Raw genomic sequence first — 18,616 nt, 5'->3', positions numbered from 1 at the left:
GTACTTGTGTAAAATGTGGCACGCCCTTCAGGGTGTGTATATTGCAGAGTTATGCACTTGCCTCTTTGATCTCCAAGTGCGTCATTTTGCCCGACGCATCGAATTTGCCCACAAATACAAAATCATCTTTGGTTGCTGTAACCTCTTGCTCAGTAGCTGTCAGGGGCAGCCCTTTTGCAGTCAGGTAATGCACGAATGCGTTGCGCTGGTTCATCGGATAGAGGTTGCAAATAGCAGGGAAAATATCGGGTATCGCGCCCAGATCTTCTTTAGTACGGTTAGGTAAGCGGGAATTGTAAACTGTGAGCAGCAGCGCTGTATTGTCGCTCAGGTTGGCGATAAAGTAGCCCGTTGCTTGAAACATCCCCGAAGCAATCAGCCCCAGTTTGTGCAGATCGGTTTGGTCTGCCTGAAAGCCGTGATAGCGTAGAAAGTCGTTCTGATGCTGCTCGCCGTAGGCCTTTAGCTGGCTGGCATGATTTAGCGCCGCTTCAGGAAAACCCGCATCCGGAGTTGCCCAGGCGTAGAGCCAAGCCTGTGATTTGGGGATATAGGTGCCGATCACCTGGATCGGGCATACGATATTACCGCCGAAAATGATATGCGAACCTTCAATATTGATGTGCCAGGGCTGGCTACCGATAATCTGATAGAAAGCAATTTGCTTTTCCAGAGCAATCGCGCCGTAGCGTTCTATGAGTTCCTGCTCGGTTGTGCAGGGCGTTGTTTGAACTGTCATGTGGGTAATAGGTAAAGCCGCCTTTACAGGCTAAATCAGGATGCAAAGCTATGTGTTTTCGGCTGATTGCCCTAAAAAAATGGCAGTTGTGCTGTACCGATCAGCTCCTGCGTTCGTAAACCAGCTCAAGTACAATCATATGGGGCAGGGTCAGTACCGAAAGCGCAATGAAGAAAAGCATCAGCGGATTAATCGGGATCCATTCGTAAACGGTGGTCATCAGCAGCAAACCAATACCGATGACGCTGATGAATGTAAAAGGCAGCGCTTCTTTGTACACACGCCACAAGGTATATTCGGGCTGTATCGCCTGAAAGCTGCGGGTAATGGTCATCAGCGACTTGGTGCTGTGCCAGATGCCGAAATAAATCACAAAAGCCATTAGTACGCCGCTGTAGCGGGCTGCCAGCGCAACAGCAGCCAGCGTGAGCAGTTCCGAAACTACTGCTATGCGCAGTTGCGTATCAAAAAACTTGACCAAAAGAAAGAGGAGAGGAGGCACAAGCAGCAGCAGCGGCACTATCCACGCAATTTCGAGGAACTGCGCCCAGCCCTCCGAGCGGATCAGTTCGGGTACTACGGGCGCTATGATCGCCTCGCTGGCATCAATATTCCAGCACAAGATCAGCGAAAGCACCGCCATGCCCCAGTTGAGGTAGAGCAAACGCCCTACGGCACTGCCCGCAGGAAAAAAATAATACCACTGCGATTGCCCGAAATGATAGCAGGACAGCAGGATAAATATGAGCAGGCTAAGCGTAGGCAGCAATACCCAAACCAGCGCATAAATGGCGATCAGCGAAAGATAGCGCAGCAAGAAGCGCAGCATGGTTCGGCTATTGACAGTATCTTTCTGTCCATGTCTGATGTGCAGCAAGTGGTCGAGCGCACCATGCGGCAGCCCTGTCAGCAGCATAACAAGCGCAAAAACTAAATAGTCCATAGGTGGTTGCCACCAGTTGCTCATGCGCGCAACAATAATCAGTAGCGTTACGGGCAGCAGCAGCAAGTTGTGGCGCTGTTCAACTTGGCTTAACGAGGTATTCATGGTAAATGGCTTTGAAAAAAGGCGCCCAAGGCAGGCTGCTAAAGATACGGCTTTCCTGTCCGATCGAGCTTTCTTCCGACAAAAAAGTCAGGATGCGCGAAGTAGGGTTGCTCAAGAACAGCTTTTCCATGATCGGACGCACTTCCTGCGGACTGCGCAGCATGATATTGAGCAGCAGACTATCGTAGAAGCGGAATCGCCCCGAGTATTTGGGTAAACTGACGGCGCGCCCCGCAACAATATCCGCTGCCAGTTGCCTGCTGTAGCGCCAAACGTTCATAAAAGTATAGCCCGTAGTAGGTTTGGTAAAGCCGCCGCTCGTACCGATGGTCAGGTAGCGTTCCTTGCTGACACCTCTGATATGCATCGACATGGGAATTTGTCCCCTTTCAGCGCCGGTAATGTAGTAGTGAGCGCCCTTGAAAAAGCGCTGCATGTAGGCTGCCATGTGTTGTTCGTACACTTGGTCGGGCAGTATTTCGGTCGACATCAGCGTAAACTCGATCAGCGCGGACTTTTCGTCGAAGGGGAGCAGGTACATAAACGCCGGCCCGTGCGATTGGTCTACCCTGAAATCCATCAGACGAAACGATTCGGTATCGAAAACCTCCTCGTCGCAAACAATCTCCCAGCCCAGAAAGTGCTGCCAGATGATCGGCTGCGGCAACTGCCGCCGGGGGATGCTGTCAAAAACAAAGCAGTTTGCTTCAAGGTTGCCAGCATCTGTAATCACATGATTACCGGTAATTTGCAATACGTTTGTCTTCATCAGCACAACGTTGCTGTGTGCAGCAAAATGCTGTAAAAGCGAATTCATAAAAGCCGACAAATCGAAGCAATAGTACTGGTAAGGGCTTACATCTTCACAGGTTTCTCCCGAAAGACCTGCAAAGAAGGCTTTGTTCCATATATTTTTGTAAGAAATCGGCAGATCAGGCGGCTCTTTTGCCCAGAAGCAGATATTTCGCGTGGGGTACTCGTACAGGCGAGGATCTATGATGAGAAAAGTAGCTTGCTGCAACTCCTCTTTTTGGAGCAACTCTGAGGCAAGCAGTAAGGCAGACATTCCGCCACCTGCGAAAATATAGTCGTATCGCTTTTGCAAATAGGTAACACGCGTTTAGATAGTTACCATTAAGACAAGGCAGGGGGCTGTTTTGTTTGAAAACGGGCAAATCATCGTTAAAAAGCTATTCCTACATACAAATGGAGCTATGATTTTGTCATTTTATACCATTACGAAAGTGGTATTAGCAAAGCAGTTTCCGCAACGACCAAAGCAAAAAAACGCCTGCATCAGAAAGACACAGGCGGTTATATGCAAAAGCCAATCGAACCTATCGGCTCAGGGCTGCAAAATGCTGGTAGAAATAAGGGATCGTTTCGATGCCTTTGTAGTAATTGAAAAGCCCGAAATGTTCGTTGGGCGAGTGGATCGCGTCTGAGTCCAAGCCGAAGCCCAGCAGTACGGAGTTTACGCCGAGCATACTCTTGAACAACTGCACAATCGGAATGCTGCCGCCGTTGTGCTGAGGGATTGGCTTTTTGCCGAAAGTCTGCTCCATGGCAAGTTCGGCAGCTTTGTATGCTACCGAGTCTGTAGGTATTACGATAGGCTCGCCGCCGTGGTGAAACGCTACTGCCACTTTAGTTCCTTTGGGTGCCAGAGAGGTAAAATAATCGGCGAACAGTTTGCTGATTTCTGCTGAACGCTGATTAGGCACCAAGCGCATCGAAATTTTGGCATATGCCTTAGATGCAATCACTGTTTTAGCACCTTTGCCTGTGTAGCCGCCCCAAATACCGTTTACGTCCAGCGTAGGACGAATCGATACGCGCTCCAATGTGGTGTAACCTTCCTCGCCCGCTACGTCTGCAATACCCAAATCGGCTTTATAGGTTTCCAGATCGAAGGGTGCTGCTGCTATTGCTGCGCGTTCTGCGGCGCTCAGTTCCACCACCTTATCATAGAATCCGGGAATAGTGATACGCCCTTTGTCGTCCTTGAGCTTGGCAATCATTTCGCACAGCGCATTGATTGGATTGACTACTCCACCGCCGTAAGTACCCGAATGCAAATCGCGATTGGGGCCTGTCAGCTCTACTTCTACGTATGAAATGCCGCGCAGACCTACCGTAATAGAAGGCACATCGTTGGCAATCATCGAAGTATCGGAAATGAGAACTACGTCCGCAGCAAGTCTTTCAGCGTTGTTTTTAATGAAAGTCGGCAGATTTTCAGAGCCGATTTCCTCCTCGCCTTCAATCATGAACTTGACGTTGCAGGGCAGTTCGCCTGCTTTCATCATCGCATCAAAAGCCTTGATGTGCATAAACATCTGACCTTTGTCGTCGCAAGCGCCGCGAGCGTAGATCTTGCCGTCTTTGATGGTTGGCTCAAACGGAGGCGAATCCCAAAGCTCTATCGGGTCGGCAGGCTGTACGTCGTAGTGTCCGTAAACCAATACAGTAGGCAATTTGGGATCAATTATCTTTTCGGCATACACGATCGGATGGCGATCGGTTGGGCATATTTCTACTTTATCTACACCCGCTTCGATCAGGCGATCTTTGATAAATGTTGCTGCACGTTGCAGATCTGGTTGATGATCGGGATTAGTACTGACGGAAGGTATGCGAATCAGGTCAAAAAGCTCGTCCAGAAAACGTTGTTTATTTACCCGTATATATGCTTGCGTTTGTTGCATAATGTATTGTATGGGGCTACAAAATTAACTTTTTCTGTCTCAAAAAAACTATTGTCTCAGAAAGTTGCGTACGGCTTGCTCGGTTTCTTGAACGATCTCTTCGTTTGTTTTTCCGCTGCGTTCGATGGGTGGCAGCACTGTACAGCGCAAGTGTACACCTATCGGAATAGGTTTGAAACCGTAGCGGGCTAGTTCCCATGAGCCTTCTATGGCTACAGGAATTACGAGTGCGCTTGGCATGGTCTTCAACAAAATGCTTAGTCCTTGTGATTTGAAGGGTTTCATCAGCCCATCGCGCGAGCGCGTACCTTCAGCGAAAATGCAGCCTGCATACCGATTGGCCTCCAAATATTCGCCAAACTGCTTCAGCGCGGGGAGAGACTGCCGCGGATCTTTCCGATCAATACAAACCGAGCCGCCGTGCCGCAGGTTATACGAAATACTCGGAATGCCCTTCGACAACTCTACTTTGGAAACATATTTGGGATGATGTCGGGCAAATAAAAGCCCCAGCATAGGAATATCGTACATGCTTTGGTGGTTGCTGACAACAATCAGCGGACGGTCGGTGGGTAGTTCGTAGGGCAGGTCGAGCGTGATGCGCGTACCCAGCATGATCCGCAGTTGCCACAGCAGCGCAGCAAGCAAACAGTCCACTGATTTTTTGTGGGCTTCATAGCCTCCAAAGGTACGGGCAAGTACTTGTATCACATGAAAAATTAGTAGTAAGATGAAAAATACAGTTACAAAAAATGGCCAGATCAGCCATGCGATGATTTTTTTAAGTGTCATAACAAAACAATCCTGACAATTCGCTCGCAAATATATGGTTGCAGCAATAGGGTGCGCAATGCTGTGCAGTTTTTTTGCTAATCTGATCAGTCGCTAACCATGCTCCTTTTGCGGGTTTTGGGCTGCAGGCGACGCATATCTGCCACGATTCCAAAGGCGCTGATGCCACCCGCTACATGCCGCACCTGATAGCTGTAGTTAAACTCTATTGTTTTGATTTTCAGGAACATGCCAAAGGAAAATCCGCTGAGGGCGCGTCTTTGTCGCAAGCCGAGTTCTTGCCTGTGCAGCACGTTGTAGCCTGTCCGTAGTTGGAAGTTGGGGTGCAAAACCAATTCTCCGCCTGCAACCAAGCGGCGCGTCAGTTTTTGGAGTCCGGTGGTTGTGTAGGTAAGCGGATTGCCGTTGGCATCAAAACCTGCAAAACGCGTAGGGTCATTGTAAACAATATCGCCACTTGGGGCTAATTGCCAAGCGGTCAGCGAAAATCGCAAGGGCATTTTTTCGGGCTTGAAACTCACTCCTAATTGTGCGTCGAAGGGCATTTTCCAGTCCGAAGCATCGGTATAATTGCTTACGGCAAAGCCAAGGTTGCGCACGGTCAGCCCAACGCGAAAGTCTTGTCTGGGGTGCTGGAAGAGTGCGCCTGCATCCGCCAATACGGCGGTAGAATTAAATGTGGCGATAGACGAGCCTGCCACTTTGAGCGTAGCGCCCAGCGTAAAGGGGGCAATGGTGTGCGCATAGTTCAGCGAGAGTACGTATTCGGCAGCCGTAAAATTGCCCGTAGCCGCTCCTGTAGCATCGAAGCCCTCAAACTGTCCGTAGCCAATGTATTGCAAGCCGATTCCCAGCCGTTGATGTTTGCGCAGGGGCAGCACATAGGCCAGCGAAGTATGCAGCGCCTGCCCGGAAAGCGATTGGAACTGCAAAGCCGCCTGATGGTTTGCCGAGTCGGTATTGAGCGCGGGGTTGCTCAGCCACAGCGAAGGATCGGCACCAACGGAGGCTACCTGTACGCCACCCTGCGCTACTGTACGGGCATTGGGCGGCAGTTGCAAAAAGCTAAAACTTTGCCCTCCGCCAGTCTGTGCTTGGGCATAAAACGGCAGCAGGACAATTAGGACGAAGATATGACTACGCCATCTGTCGGTATCTACGTACCGACAATTACTACTCAAAATCCGCATAGAGTAAATATTTTTTGCGCATGGCTTTATAGGCTGTCAGATCGCTTGCCCAAGTGGCGCGGATCGCATCTTCGCTCATGCCTGCGGCAATCTGCTTGCGGAGTTCGCCCGTGCCTGCCAGTTTTTCAAAGAAAGGAATGAAAAACTTGTCTTTTTGCGGGGCAAGCCGATACATTTCCATGAGCGGTTGGAGTGTGAAGCCAAAATTGCTGATATCCATTGTGCGGTAGTCAATGCCGTAGCAAGTGATGTCTTTGTAGGGTGGATTTTTCGCGCCTTCGGCGCTGCGTGGTGTAAAGCTGTACGTTCTATCGGGATTTTCAGGGAAGCCGATCATCTGAAACGGAGCTTCGGTGCCGCGCCCTACGCTGACAATCGTTCCTTCAAACAGGCACAAACTTGGATAAAGGGCAATCGCACGGTCGTTGGGCAGGTTTGGTGATGGGCGCACCGGCAGCGAATAGCGCTTGGTGTGGTCGTAGTTGGAGCAGGTAACTACCTGCATGCGGCATTGGACGCCGTTAGCCAGCCAGCCCTCGCCGTTAATCATCTGCGCCAATTCGCCTACGGTTAGCCCATGCACAATCGGTATGGGCTGCATCCCAACAAAAGACTTGTACTGCATGTCCAATAGCGGCCCATCTACGTACCAACCGTTGGGGTTGGGGCGATCCAGAATAATCAGGTCTTTGTCTTGCTCGGCGCAGGCTTCCATGAGCAGGTGCATCGTATTAATATAGGTGTAAAACCGCGCCCCTACATCCTGAATATCAAAAATAACGACATCCACATCCTTCAGGTCTTCGGGGAGTGGTTTGTTGCGTTTGCCATAGAGGGAAATAACGGGTAGCCCAGTGCGCTTATCTTTTTCGTTATCAACTTTTTCGCCTGCATCTGCCGTGCCGCGAAAGCCGTGTTCAGGGGCAAATATTTTGACAATATTAGCTTTTTGCACCAACAGCGTATCTACGATATGCGTCGTACCGATGGTTGCCGTATGATTAACTGTTAGTGCAACCCTTTTGCCTTGCAGGGCGGGCAGGTACTGATCGAAACGGGCTGCGCCTACTACGATCGTCGTACTTTGATTTTGATCCTTATCGTGCTGATTGGCAGTGGGTTGTGCCGTTCCGCAGGCAATCATAGACAGCCATATAAACGCTATTAGGCACATGCGCAGGAGAGGTTTCATCAACAGAAGCATCGGAGAAAAATTGGACATGAAACAAAGCGGCGTTAAATTGCCGTTCCTTCAAAGGTAGTGAATTGAACGATTTTTCGGGATTGATGATTCAGGGGAAAAAAAAGACAGCAGCATTTGCATGGTTGATCGCTTCGCGCTTGCAGGATAACAGCCAGAAAGGCAGTTTTTCGGCATTAGTAGCGCAGATCGCCGTCGCGAGCATAGGCATAGGCGTTGCTGCCATGATCCTGTCTTTTATGATTTTTGAGGGATTCAAGCACGAGATTCAGGAAAAAATATTCAGCCTTGCAGGACATATTCGCCTGACCAAGTTCGACGGCAATGCTTCGCCCGAAGGTTCGCCGCTGCCGCTCAATACGCGGTTCATGCAAAAAGCCCCGCAAATCAAAGAGTTGAGTCGCGTAGAGTTTTTTAGCCAAAAATCAGCCTTGCTCAAAACCGACGAGGAGGTGATGGGCGTGCTTATTAAAGGCATTGACTTTCGATCGGACAGCAGCTATTTTGCCAAAAATCTGATCAGTGGCAGGTTTTTGCAATTCCCCGATACGGCAGCGCACTCCTCCGACTTGATCCTGAGCAAGCGCATTGCCGATAGACTCAGGCTGAAGGTTGGCGATCGGCTGACTGCCTATTTCATCCAAGAACCGCCCCGTGCGCGGAGGCTGACGGTCTGCGGCATTTACCAAACCGGATTAGAGGAATTTGACGAACTGATGGTGCTGGCAGATAACCGCATGGTGCAGCAACTCAACCGCTGGGGCGATACGCTCACAGGCGGCTACGAGGTTTATGTGCGCGATTTTAATCAACTCATGCAGGCGGCAGAGAAAGTCTATGAGGCAATGGACTACAAGATGCAAATGGAGACGGTCGACAGCAGGTATGTGCATTTTTTTGATTGGTTTCTGCTGCTCAATCGCAACGTTACTGTATTGCTGAGCATCATATTGGCTGTAGCGGCTTTTAATACCATTTCAATTCTGATTATCCTGATGATGGAGCGCACCCAAATGATCGGCTTACTTAAAGCAATGGGGGCTGCCAACAAGCAAATCAGGAGTATTTTCTTCCTGAAAGGTTTGCGCATTCTTGGACGCGGACTGCTTTGGGGCAACTTGATTGCTCTTGGGTTGGCCGCGCTGCAATATTATTTCAGGCTGATCCCCTTAGATCCTGAAAACTACTACATGGATACCGTGCCGATTCGTTGGGAATGGGAGGCTTTTGCGATAGTCAATGTGCTGACGGCGCTGGTAGTAGGGGTAACGCTCCTCCTGCCGACCATGCTTATTACCCGCATTACGCCTGTGAAGGCTATTCGGTTCAACTAAATACGCAACCAGCAGCAACCTTTGCTGCACGCGCAACATCTTTAAGTCCTAATCAGTTTTTTATTGTCAGCATCTCCTCAATCATCCATGAAACACCTTGTGCTGCCTGTTCTGTTGAGTCTGTTGGCTGCTATGGCACAGGCACAAAAAATACGCGGGCGCGTTACCGACGAGCAAAACCAGCCGATGCCCTACCTAACTGTTTTTGAGGAGGGTACTACCAACGGCACAACGACCAATTCTGAGGGCGAGTATTTTCTGGAAACGGGCGAAGGCAAAAAACGCATCGTTTTCCGCTATCTGGGCTACCAGACCGAAACCCGCGAAGTAGATACCCGCAAAGGACAAACGCTGACCTTAGACGTACAGATGAAGCCGCAACCCGTCGTGCTGAGAGAAGTACAGGTTAGCAGCAAAGACGAAGACCCCGCCTATGCTATCATCAGGGCGGCGCAGCGCAACCGCAAATTTTACCTCAATCAGGTGGATAGGTTTGAGTGTCAGGTCTATATCAAAGGTTTGCAGCGCATTGTAAACGCACCCAAGAAAATTCTGGGGCGCGACATCATCCTGCCCGGCTTGGACAAGAACCGCTCGGGCATTATTTACCTTTCCGAATCGCTTTCGCGCTACTATTTTCAGGCTCCCAACAAGCAAAAAGAGGTGATGCTTTCCTCCAAAGTCAGCGGCAACAATCGCGGGTTTAGCTGGAACAGCGCGATGGCTTTTAAGTTCAACTTCTACGAAAACTCTATTGAAAGTTTTGCCGATCGCAATTTCATTTCGCCGATTGCCGCGACTTCATTGGTGCATTACCGCTTCAAATACATTGGCGAATACAAAGACAAAGGCGTAACAGTCAATAAGATACAGGTTGTCCCGCGTGCGAAAGGCGCACCGCTTTTCAGCGGATACATCTACATTCAGGACAGCACTTGGCGCATCCACAGCACCGACCTCTACATCACCAAAGATGCAGGCGTGGACTTTATAGATACGCTCCGCATCCGTCAGCAGTACATTCCCGTCAGCGATCAGGTCTGGATGCTCGGCTCGCAGGTGATTGAAGGCGGCGGCGGTATTGAAGTGCTTGGCATCAAAGTTAAGTTTACAGGTAGCTATACGGGTGTGTTTTCTTCCTATGTCCTGCCGTCAAAATATTATACAAAAACCACAACCCAGCCAACAGCGCAACAGCAGACAGTAGTAACTAACAAAGCTACTCCGCGCCCGCAACAGCGCAAAAAATCGCCGCCGGTTGCTCGTCAGCAGACAAAGCAGCCTGCACAGCTCGCCGCCGCTACGGACAGTACGGCAGTGGCAGTTACGATACTTGACCAGCCATATGACAAGAATTTTTTCAATGGCGAATTGATCAAAGTAGAAAAAGAAGCCAACCTATCCGATACGAGCTACTGGGAGCAGGTGCGCCCCGTACCGCTCACTGAAGAGGAGCGCACGGACTATATGCTCAAAGACAGCATCCAACAGGTTGTAGAATCGGTCATTTACAAAGATTCGGTAGATAATATTCGCAATAAGTTCAAATTAGTTGATGTGCTGACGGGCTATCGCTACAATAAATCGTCCAAGCGGCTGAATTTTGATATTTCTGCGCCTATCAATGGCATCCAGTTCAACACTGTGGAGGGCTGGGCGCTTGATCTCAATGTGCGCATGAACCGCTACGACAGCGCCCGCACGCGCAATACTTCCGTTTTTAGCAACCTGCACTACGGTTTTACGCTGCAACGACCCTACGGCAGTCTTGGGGTTTCGCACCGCTTCAATTCCACTAACAGGTTCTATGTGCTTGCAGAGGCAGGCAACCGCATTACGCAATTCAATCCCGATGCGATTCCGTTTACCCACAACACCGCCTACACGCTGTTTGCGGAACAGAATTTTATGAAATTGTATGAAAAAGCCTATGGCACTGTGCAGAGTGGCATACAGGCGGCTCGCGGACTGAACCTGCTCGCATCGGTGCAGTGGGAGCGCCGCAGCCCGCTGACCAATGCCGAGACACTGCCCACCTTCTTGCAGCGCGACCTTGCCAATCGCGAATTTACAAGCAACGACCCGCAAAATTCACTAAACAACAACCCTTCGTTTGAGGCGCACAACGCATTTATTATCAGTATGCGGGTGCGCTACCAGCCCGGCAGCCAGTACCGCAACTTCCCGAACCGCCGCATTTTCTTAGGCTCTAAGTACCCGACTTTTACGCTTGCCTACCGCAAAGGTATGGGCGGAGTAGATTTTGACTACCTGCGCCTGTCGGTGGAAGACGAGCTTAACATGGGTATGCTTGGCAGCTTTGCGTACGATCTTTCGGCAGGTACTTTCCTGAATAACAGTAACTTGCAATTCATAGACTTCAAACATTTCAATACCACCCAAACGATTTTCAATCCTTCGGGGCTGCGTAGTTTCCGCGCACTGCCTTACTATGCGTACAGCACTTCGGGCAGGTTCTTTGAAGGACACGCCGAGCATCATTTCAACGGCTTTTTATTCAATAAAATACCGCTGCTGAAAAAACTACGCTGGCAGGAGGTGGTCGGGCTGCACGTACTTTACACCGACCAACTGCGCGAATACGCCGAACTAACCGTTGGCATTGAAAAAATCTTCAAAATCCTGCGCGTGGATTATGTGATGGTGCTGCAACGCGAGCAATCCCTTGGCAATGCCTTCCGCATCGGTATCGGATTTTAGGAAATCAAAATTATTTCGTATGTTTACGGCATACGAAATATGATGCAAGCCAAAACCCAAGAATTTTCCGCTGATTTACAGCTCATTGCGCAATATGCGCGGCTGTTATCGCACCCTGCGCGGGTGGCGATTATCCGCCTGTTGGCAGAAAAAAAGCAGTGCATTTCAGGAGATATTGCACAAGAGTTGCCGCTCGGTCGCTCTACTGTAAGCCAGCATTTGCAGGAACTCAAAGAGAGTGGACTTATTAGAGGCGAGATTTCCGGGCTAAATGTGAACTACTGTCTCAATGTGGAAAAGTGGCAGGAGGTGTGCGGGTATTTCGAGCAACTATTTAATGAAACTACGGCTACCGACCTAAATTGTAACTGTTGATTGCGACATGAAAAATATTTCTCTCATCCTTTTTCTTATGCTTGTAACCATTATGCCTGCTGCTGCACAAAAATTATTGCCTGCCTTGCAAGATTATTGCAAAAGTGTTGAAGCCGAATTTGACCAAATCAGCGATGAACGCAAAGAAAACTTACAAAAAATCGCCGATTATGTAAAGGCACGAGTTGATGCGGAAGAAACAATCCGCCTGACTTTCATTTGTACGCACAATTCGCGCCGCAGCCAGTTTGGGCAGGTATGGGCAAAAGTAGCGGGTACGTACTACGGCATCCCCCCCGAAAAATTAGCAACCTATTCGGGCGGAACGGAAACAACCGCCTGCAACGAGCGCACCATAGCCGCTTTGCAACGCGCAGGTTTTCAGACAGCTACAGATGGCGCCATCAGCCCGACCAACCCGATTTACACCGTAACTTTTGCCGATGCACAAGCTCCGCTGCGCTTGTTCTCTAAGGTGTACGACGATGCTGCCAATCCGCAAAAGGACTATGCCGCCGTGCTGGTTTGTTCGCAAGCCGACGAAGCCTGCCCGATGGTGCGCGGCGCGACAGAGCGCATCTATCACGGCTACGAAGACCCCAAGAAATCCGACGGAAGCCCCGAAGAATCAGCTACTTACGATGCCACCTGCCGCCTAATTGCGCGGGAATTGCTCTATGTTTTTGCCTCGCTGAAAAAATAAACAGCGGTGATACCTGCAACAGGCCTTGAAAGCACAATAATTTTTTATATTCCGACACCAAACAAAATTTTTTAACATGAAAACAATCAAGATTCTGGGTTCTGGTTGTGGCAAATGTAAAGCCACAGAAGCCAATGTGCGCGAAGCTATTGCACAAAGCGGCATCGCTGCCGAAGTCATCAAAGTGGAAGACATTCAGGAAATTATGAAGTATGACGTACTCACTACACCCGTTTTGGTAGTAGATGAGGAAGTTAAAATCAAAGGCAGGGTAGCCACTGTGGAAGAAGTCAAACAACTGTTGGCGTAATATTTAAAAGTATCGCCATGTTTGACCTGATTCAACAATTTGCTGACTGGTTGGTCTATCAAGCGTTGGGAATTGCCAAAGATTCTCACTTGGGCAGTTCCCTGAACTTCTTTGTGTACGATACGCTGAAAATTCTGCTGCTGCTTTTTCTGATAACTTTTTTGATGGGTATTGTCAATTCTTATTTCCCGATTGACCGCATCCGCAATTTTTTATCGCGACACAAGCTCTATGGATTGGAATATTTGCTTGCCGCTACTTTTGGCGCAATTACGCCGTTTTGCTCCTGCTCGTCTGTGCCTTTATTCATCGGTTTTGTCAAAGGCGGCATTCCCTTAGGCGTAACTTTTGCCTTTCTGATTACCTCGCCTCTGGTCAATGAGGTGGCAATAGCCATGTTTATCGGCATGTTCGGGCTGAAAAGCACGCTGATTTATGCCGGCAGCGGTATTTTACTTGGCGCCATCGGCGGGCTGCTGCTCGGCAAAATGGGGCTGGAAAAATACCTTTCCGAATGGGTGCAGGGCATACTGTCTAAGGCAAAGGCAGAAGATGTGCTGGAAGTAGAAGAGCAATCTTTCATGCAGCGCTTGCCCACTATTGCCAACGAATCATGGGGAATTGTTAAAAGTGTTTTCTGGTACGTCATTATCGGCATCGGTATTGGGGCGCTCATGCACGGCTTCATCCCCACCGGATTTTTTGAGCAATACATCAGCCGCGATAACCCGCTGGCCGTGCCCATCGCCGTTATCTTAGCTGTTCCGATGTACAGCAATGCGGCGGGCGTACTGCCAATTGTGCAGGTACTGGTACAAAAAGGCATTCCCTTAGGCACAGCCATCGCCTTTATGATGGGCGTAGTAGGGCTGTCCATTCCCGAAGCCACCTTGCTCAAAAAAGTCATGTCAGCAAAACTTATCGCTATTTTCTTTGGGGTAGTTACGGTTTGCATCATCTTTTCAGGCTACTTATTCAATTTGGTTTTATGAACACTTCTCACTATCATGCGCTTTGGCAGGAAGCCCGCACGCGTTTTTCCAATCAGTTGCAACAACTAACCGCGCAGGACTTGTCCAAAAAACTCGGCGCAAGCCCCAATAGCGTGGGTTTTCTGATTCGCCACATTGCGGACGTAGAATTGCTTTTTGCTAAAAATGTATTTAAAAAAACTGATATACAGGTAGTTGCGCGTACTGTGATAGACAAGCGCGACACAGGCCAATGGACTGACCTTGCCGACCTGCTCGCCTATCAGCAAACAGCGTTTGAGCAGTTGCAGGCAGCCATTCTGGCAACCGCCGACTGGGACAGCGCCATCACCACCCCTGAATTTGGAACCAAGACCAAAGCCGAAGCGTTGGGGCGAATCGTTTCGCATACCGCCTATCACGCCGGACAACTGGCGCTGGCGCTGAAATACGGCGCATGAAATCTGTAACATAGGCTTTTTACACACCCTAAAGGGCGTGCTACATGCTGTACAACTGCTTTGTCATTCATTCAACCAATTCAAAAAAAATCGTGAACGCTAACAAAAAACAACTGTCGTTTTTAGACCGCTACCTGACCGCATGGATCTTTCTTGCCATGTTTGCAGGTGTGGCTATCGGCTACTTTTTTCCGCAAACTGAAAATTTTCTCAATCAATTTCAGGTAGGAACGACCAATATCCCGATTGCCGTAGGGCTGATTCTGATGATGTATCCGCCGCTGGCAAAGGTGAAGTACGAAGAACTGCCTACGGTGTTCCGCAATCGGCGGATTCTGGGGCTTTCCCTTGTGCAAAACTGGATCATCGGGCCGCTGCTGATGTTTGGGCTGGCGGTGATTTTCCTTCCTGACAAACCCGACTATGTGATTGGGCTGATTATGATTGGCATTGCTCGCTGTATTGCCATGGTAATCGTATGGAACGATCTTGCCAAAGGCGACAATGAATATGTGGCGGGGCTAGTCGCTTTCAACAGTATTTTTCAGGTGCTTTTTTACAGCGTTTATGCCTACGTTTTTATTACGCTGCTGCTGCCGGTATTTGGTTTTGAAGGCGCGGTAGTCAATATCGGCATTGGCGATATTGCCGTCAGCGTACTGATTTACCTCGGAATCCCGTTTTTTGCCGGAATGCTGACGCGCTATTGGCTAACGCGCATGAAAGGCAAAGAGTGGTATCAGCGCGTATTTCTGCCCAAAATCAGTCCGATAACGCTGGTGGCGCTGTTGTTTACTATCCTGATTATGTTCAGCCTCAAAGGACAAATGATTGTGGATATTCCGCTGGACGTGTTGCGCATCGCTGTTCCGCTGACTTTTTACTTTGTCATCATGTTTTTCACAGCTTTTTGGCTTGCCAAAAAAGCGGGCGCAGACTATGCCAAAAGCGCCTCGCTGGCATTTACGGCGGCGGGTAATAATTTTGAACTGGGCATTGCCGTAGCTGTTGCTGTCTTCGGAATCCAATCGGGGCAGGCCTTTGCTTGTGTCGTCGGTCCGCTGATAGAAGTTCCTGTACTGATTTTGTTGGTCAATGTTGCTCTGAAGTGGGAAAAAGGCTTTGCAAAGAAGCCTATTTAACATCCGGCAGGTTACTTTTCTTTTCAGCCACGAAGGCGACAATTTCCTCCCAAAATTGGGAGAACTCTGCTGCAAAGTTGTAGTAGTGGGCTTGTAGTTCTTCGGTTCCGGTTTCGATGCCCGAAGGTCTTGCAATGCGCCGCGCCATACCTTGCAACACGCGCCCTATGACATCTATCTCGGCATAGGCTGCCAGAATATCGCGCTCGGCTGCATATTGCAAAAACAGCCGCGAGGTTGGCGGCAGCAGTTCATGATTCCTTTGCATCAGTGCGTATATTCCTTGCGAAAATGCAGGCAGCGGTAGAGCCATGTAGCGCTCCCAAGAAGCAGCCAGAAAGTGATCGTAGAAAATATCTACCAGTACGCCTGCATAGTGGCGGTAGCGCGGACGGAGTCGTTGTGCACTCTGCCTCGTCAGCGGGTGTGTGTCGGCGAAGTGGTCAATAGCACGGTGGAGCAAAATGCCTGCCTGTACGGGCGGCGCAAATGCTTGCCAGCGATTGCCCTTCACATGGTCGGCTATGAAATTACCAACCAGCAAACCCTCGTCGGGGGCTGCCAGCGCCATGTGTGCCAGAAAATTCATGCCCGCTTGTAGCTTGCTTCTTCATTGAGGCGGTTTTCGCTGTTTTTGCTCACCATGTTGATGATTCTGTCTAAGGCAGAAAAGAAAAACTCGACGCTGTAGCCTGTCAGAAAGGCAACCGCCAGCGGTGAAAGCGATATGGGCAAGGTGATGGAGGTATCTTCCGGTACAAAGAACAAGCCGACCGCAAGCCCTGCCATTGCGCCCAAATGGATACGCAGAACATACTTCAGATCGCTTTCTTTGGTATATACCATCTGGCGCGTGTCTTCGGTAAGTTTGCGCAGTACAAACGCAAAAGCGCCCAGCAGCCCATACAGCAGCGGCAGGATATACAAACTTGCAATTAGCAAAGGGTACTGAGCTACTTGCTGCACTTTTTTCATCAGGCTGATGCGCTCCGGCTCTGTCAGCGTTTTGATTTTCTCTTCCTTGAGCATCTCTTTTTTGTAATATTTGTCGCGTAGGATCAGCGCATTGATGGGCGTGAGCCAGTTGGACAACAACTCTACGCTGCTTTGCAAATCGGAGGACAGTTCGTCTAATTTGGTCGTATTTTGGGTGATTTGCAGGATCACATTTTCACCCGAAAGCATGTTGAGTTTGGCTATATCGTCTTCGATCAATTCCATTTTTTGATTGATTGCCGAGATATTATTCATCAGCGTATTGCCAATGAGCGAATAAATCTGGATCACCAGCATAAGCACTACCCAGAACAGCCCCATCCATGTATAACGACGGACGGCGTTCTGCGCTTGTGAAGCGCTGCGGTACACCTTGACACCCAGCAGCCGAAACAGGAAATAGCTGGGTTGCAGCGTATCGGTTGCAGCCCTAAGGCTGTCTGTTGTTACGGGGCGGATAATCTGACTGATCGCATTGTAACCGTTCCAGAATTGCGCCTCTGCTTCAGGTGTCCACTCGCCCGACTTGTTTAAGTACTTTGCCTGTATGAGTTGTTGCGTAACTTCGGGCGGGACTTCAATGCCGCGTTCGGCTGCATAAGATAAAATCAGCATGACGTCTTCAATTGCTTGTCGCAACGGATCGGGATAGCTGGTATATTCGGGGCTAGAAACGGGTTTATTGGAGTAGGTCGTGCTCATGGTACGCGAAACTGGTAAGACAATTCTCTTCCGTTAATAATAATCGGTGTATTGTCGGCATACACAGGGGTAATAACCCAGCTGCCGGAGGTTATGCGTTCGTGGGCGGTTTGCGTCCGGTAAGTGATCGTACCATTAGGGTTGCGGCTGAAGTTGTTGCTGCTGTTGGCGTTGCTGTCTTGCATGACACTGGTAATGAACATCCGCGCTCCGCTGAAGCGAAACCATTTGAAAATTATAGGCATACGGCGGCTGCCCTGCAAGCGCAACCACTCTTGCTCACTAAGGATAAAATCCAATTCGAAACGCACAGATTGGGTACGCACCCCTGCCGGAGCAGGAGGTAAACTAAGCACCTGTTCGGGTGCGCAATCGTAACGCTGTTCGCTCACTACCATCACTGCCCGATCTACCCGCAGGGCAGCAGACTGTTTCCACGCAGGCAAAATTAACAACAGTAATATCCTAACAAGTGTGTACAGCATTTTTCCTTTTATACAAAGCTACTCATTTATTTTATTGATAATCCTTTCGGATCTCGCAGGTTAAGCCTGCCCCATATGAACTAAACGCTATCCTCCGACATCCTTTTTCTAATCCTTCAACAAACCTAACAAAATAATGAATAAAAATTACCTTGTCGAGTGCGAGGTACTCGCAACTCTAAAATCTTCCCTCGTCGCACTTTTTTGGGGTATCCACAATGGGGTTGCGTATATACAGAGGCTGTCCAAAAGTAACACGGACTTTAGTCTTTGATTTATTAATCACTTGATAATCAAATATATGTAAACTGAACTTTGTGCTACATTCAGCCTTCTTGGACAGCCCCTACATATTGGTAGCATTGAAATGGTATTAGAAGCTATCTCAAAACTCAATTTTGCGTATATATGTTATAGAAGTGAGCTTTATTTGATTATCTATGGATTTAACAGATATGCAGTGGGAGCGCGTGTCGGTTGTCTTTGAGCAACCTTATGCGGGTACTGGTCGTCCACGCAGAGATGCCAGAGAAGTACTCTGGCGGGATTCTTTGGGTGCTGCGAACAGGTGCAGCATGGAAAGATTTGCCGGACAGATATCCGCCCTATCAAACCTGCCATCGCCGCTATCAGCAATGGGTAAGAGAAGGGGCGATGGATATGGTGCTTCACAGCCTGGCTCAGGATCTATTAGATCGTGGACAAATAGATGTAAGGGAATGTTTCATCGATGGTTCT

The 18,616-nt window shown here is 49.3% G+C and carries 19 protein-coding genes; 9 read left to right on the top strand and 10 right to left on the bottom strand.

Features of this window, described 5'->3' with window-relative positions; translation table 11 throughout:
* Nucleotides 1–49: 49 nt before the first annotated feature.
* From ACWIP2_RS13055 to ACWIP2_RS13025, 7 genes are all read right to left on the bottom strand, one after another.
* On the bottom strand, nucleotides 50–739 hold the full coding sequence (locus tag ACWIP2_RS13055; RefSeq protein WP_448520383.1) for a DUF6882 domain-containing protein: 690 nt from the start codon (nucleotides 737–739) through the stop codon (nucleotides 50–52).
* A 100-nt stretch (nucleotides 740–839) separates the two neighbouring features.
* The gene (locus tag ACWIP2_RS13050; RefSeq protein WP_448520382.1) at nucleotides 840–1,787 is read right to left on the bottom strand and encodes a Brp/Blh family beta-carotene 15,15'-dioxygenase; all 948 of its coding nucleotides are present in this window, start codon (nucleotides 1,785–1,787) and stop codon (nucleotides 840–842) included.
* Nucleotides 1,762–2,892, bottom strand: coding sequence for a lycopene cyclase family protein (locus tag ACWIP2_RS13045; RefSeq protein ID WP_448520381.1), 1,131 nt, complete (start codon nucleotides 2,890–2,892; stop codon nucleotides 1,762–1,764). Before ACWIP2_RS13045 ends, ACWIP2_RS13050 begins: the two co-directional genes overlap by 26 nt.
* A gap of 232 nt (nucleotides 2,893–3,124) precedes the next feature.
* A complete protein-coding gene (locus ACWIP2_RS13040; RefSeq protein ID WP_448520380.1) occupies nucleotides 3,125–4,495 on the bottom strand; it encodes a dipeptidase in 1,371 nt (456 codons plus the stop codon).
* A gap of 48 nt (nucleotides 4,496–4,543) precedes the next feature.
* Entirely contained in the window at nucleotides 4,544–5,206 is a 663-nt protein-coding gene (locus ACWIP2_RS13035; RefSeq protein ID WP_448520379.1) for a lysophospholipid acyltransferase family protein, read from the bottom strand.
* Between the two features lie 167 nt (nucleotides 5,207–5,373).
* The gene (gene porQ, locus ACWIP2_RS13030) at nucleotides 5,374–6,477 is read right to left on the bottom strand and encodes a type IX secretion system protein PorQ (RefSeq protein ID WP_448520378.1); all 1,104 of its coding nucleotides are present in this window, start codon (nucleotides 6,475–6,477) and stop codon (nucleotides 5,374–5,376) included.
* Nucleotides 6,461–7,669: an exo-beta-N-acetylmuramidase NamZ family protein gene (locus ACWIP2_RS13025; protein WP_448520377.1), complete on the bottom strand. Its 1,209-nt coding sequence runs from the start codon at nucleotides 7,667–7,669 to the stop codon at nucleotides 6,461–6,463. The genes porQ and ACWIP2_RS13025 overlap by 17 nt, the downstream gene beginning before the upstream one ends.
* Nucleotides 7,670–7,743: 74 nt before the next feature.
* On the opposite strand from ACWIP2_RS13025, the gene ACWIP2_RS13020 reads away from it, so the two are divergent.
* From ACWIP2_RS13020 to arsB, 8 genes are all read left to right on the top strand, one after another.
* On the top strand, nucleotides 7,744–9,012 hold the full coding sequence (locus ACWIP2_RS13020) for an ABC transporter permease (protein WP_448520376.1): 1,269 nt from the start codon (nucleotides 7,744–7,746) through the stop codon (nucleotides 9,010–9,012).
* A gap of 87 nt (nucleotides 9,013–9,099) precedes the next feature.
* Entirely contained in the window at nucleotides 9,100–11,733 is a 2,634-nt protein-coding gene (locus tag ACWIP2_RS13015; RefSeq protein ID WP_448520375.1) for a DUF5686 family protein, read from the top strand.
* A gap of 42 nt (nucleotides 11,734–11,775) precedes the next feature.
* Nucleotides 11,776–12,108, top strand: coding sequence for an ArsR/SmtB family transcription factor (locus ACWIP2_RS13010; protein ID WP_448520374.1), 333 nt, complete (start codon nucleotides 11,776–11,778; stop codon nucleotides 12,106–12,108).
* Nucleotides 12,109–12,115: 7 nt separating this feature from the next.
* Nucleotides 12,116–12,811 carry a protein-tyrosine-phosphatase gene (locus ACWIP2_RS13005; RefSeq protein WP_448520373.1) on the top strand — a complete coding sequence of 232 codons (696 nt, stop codon included), beginning with the start codon at nucleotides 12,116–12,118 and terminating at the stop codon, nucleotides 12,809–12,811.
* A 76-nt stretch (nucleotides 12,812–12,887) separates the two neighbouring features.
* On the top strand, nucleotides 12,888–13,121 hold the full coding sequence (locus ACWIP2_RS13000; RefSeq protein ID WP_448520372.1) for a thioredoxin family protein: 234 nt from the start codon (nucleotides 12,888–12,890) through the stop codon (nucleotides 13,119–13,121).
* 17 nt (nucleotides 13,122–13,138) lie between these two features.
* Nucleotides 13,139–14,113, top strand: a complete 975-nt coding sequence (locus ACWIP2_RS12995) for a permease (protein ID WP_448520371.1) — start codon at nucleotides 13,139–13,141, stop codon at nucleotides 14,111–14,113.
* Nucleotides 14,110–14,553 carry a DinB family protein gene (locus ACWIP2_RS12990; protein WP_448520370.1) on the top strand — a complete coding sequence of 148 codons (444 nt, stop codon included), beginning with the start codon at nucleotides 14,110–14,112 and terminating at the stop codon, nucleotides 14,551–14,553. The genes ACWIP2_RS12995 and ACWIP2_RS12990 overlap by 4 nt, the downstream gene beginning before the upstream one ends.
* A gap of 92 nt (nucleotides 14,554–14,645) precedes the next feature.
* On the top strand, nucleotides 14,646–15,695 hold the full coding sequence (gene arsB, locus ACWIP2_RS12985) for an ACR3 family arsenite efflux transporter (protein ID WP_448520369.1): 1,050 nt from the start codon (nucleotides 14,646–14,648) through the stop codon (nucleotides 15,693–15,695).
* On the opposite strand, the gene ACWIP2_RS12980 is transcribed toward arsB, so the two are convergent.
* Genes ACWIP2_RS12980 through ACWIP2_RS12970 form a run of 3 tightly spaced genes read right to left on the bottom strand, consistent with a single transcriptional unit; the run spans nucleotide 15,688 to nucleotide 17,878 of the window.
* Nucleotides 15,688–16,284 (bottom strand): acyl carrier protein phosphodiesterase, encoded by a 597-nt coding sequence (locus tag ACWIP2_RS12980; protein WP_448520368.1) that lies wholly within the window; start codon nucleotides 16,282–16,284, stop codon nucleotides 15,688–15,690. The genes arsB and ACWIP2_RS12980 overlap by 8 nt on opposite strands.
* Complete coding sequence (locus tag ACWIP2_RS12975; RefSeq protein WP_448520367.1) at nucleotides 16,281–17,393, bottom strand: hypothetical protein; 1,113 nt, start codon at nucleotides 17,391–17,393, stop codon at nucleotides 16,281–16,283. Before ACWIP2_RS12975 ends, ACWIP2_RS12980 begins: the two co-directional genes overlap by 4 nt.
* Entirely contained in the window at nucleotides 17,390–17,878 is a 489-nt protein-coding gene (locus ACWIP2_RS12970) for a hypothetical protein (RefSeq protein ID WP_448520366.1), read from the bottom strand. Before ACWIP2_RS12970 ends, ACWIP2_RS12975 begins: the two co-directional genes overlap by 4 nt.
* A gap of 495 nt (nucleotides 17,879–18,373) precedes the next feature.
* Here ACWIP2_RS12970 and ACWIP2_RS12965 point away from each other — a divergent pair.
* A partial coding sequence (locus tag ACWIP2_RS12965) for a transposase (protein WP_448520365.1) occupies nucleotides 18,374–18,616 on the top strand: 243 nt, incomplete at its 3' end.

Source organism: Rhodoflexus sp., from assembly GCF_053489755.1.
This window is presented reverse-complemented; position numbering and strand designations above follow the sequence as displayed.

Excerpts from the sequence above, each read along its gene's own strand:
- ACWIP2_RS13055 (WP_448520383.1), bottom strand. The coding sequence starts at position 739 with ATGACAGTTCAAACAACGCCCTGCACAACCGAGCAGGAACTCATAGAA.
- ACWIP2_RS13050 (WP_448520382.1), bottom strand. The coding sequence starts at position 1,787 with ATGAATACCTCGTTAAGCCAAGTTGAACAGCGCCACAACTTGCTGCTG.
- ACWIP2_RS13040 (WP_448520380.1), bottom strand. The coding sequence starts at position 4,495 with ATGCAACAAACGCAAGCATATATACGGGTAAATAAACAACGTTTTCTG.
- porQ (WP_448520378.1), bottom strand. The coding sequence starts at position 6,477 with ATGCGGATTTTGAGTAGTAATTGTCGGTACGTAGATACCGACAGATGG.
- ACWIP2_RS13025 (WP_448520377.1), bottom strand. The coding sequence starts at position 7,669 with ATGAAACCTCTCCTGCGCATGTGCCTAATAGCGTTTATATGGCTGTCT.
- ACWIP2_RS13015 (WP_448520375.1), top strand. The coding sequence starts at position 9,100 with ATGAAACACCTTGTGCTGCCTGTTCTGTTGAGTCTGTTGGCTGCTATG.
- ACWIP2_RS13010 (WP_448520374.1), top strand. The coding sequence starts at position 11,776 with ATGCAAGCCAAAACCCAAGAATTTTCCGCTGATTTACAGCTCATTGCG.
- ACWIP2_RS13005 (WP_448520373.1), top strand. The coding sequence starts at position 12,116 with ATGAAAAATATTTCTCTCATCCTTTTTCTTATGCTTGTAACCATTATG.
- ACWIP2_RS13000 (WP_448520372.1), top strand. The coding sequence starts at position 12,888 with ATGAAAACAATCAAGATTCTGGGTTCTGGTTGTGGCAAATGTAAAGCC.
- ACWIP2_RS12995 (WP_448520371.1), top strand. The coding sequence starts at position 13,139 with ATGTTTGACCTGATTCAACAATTTGCTGACTGGTTGGTCTATCAAGCG.
- ACWIP2_RS12990 (WP_448520370.1), top strand. The coding sequence starts at position 14,110 with ATGAACACTTCTCACTATCATGCGCTTTGGCAGGAAGCCCGCACGCGT.
- ACWIP2_RS12980 (WP_448520368.1), bottom strand. The coding sequence starts at position 16,284 with ATGAATTTTCTGGCACACATGGCGCTGGCAGCCCCCGACGAGGGTTTG.
- ACWIP2_RS12975 (WP_448520367.1), bottom strand. The coding sequence starts at position 17,393 with ATGAGCACGACCTACTCCAATAAACCCGTTTCTAGCCCCGAATATACC.
- ACWIP2_RS12970 (WP_448520366.1), bottom strand. The coding sequence starts at position 17,878 with ATGCTGTACACACTTGTTAGGATATTACTGTTGTTAATTTTGCCTGCG.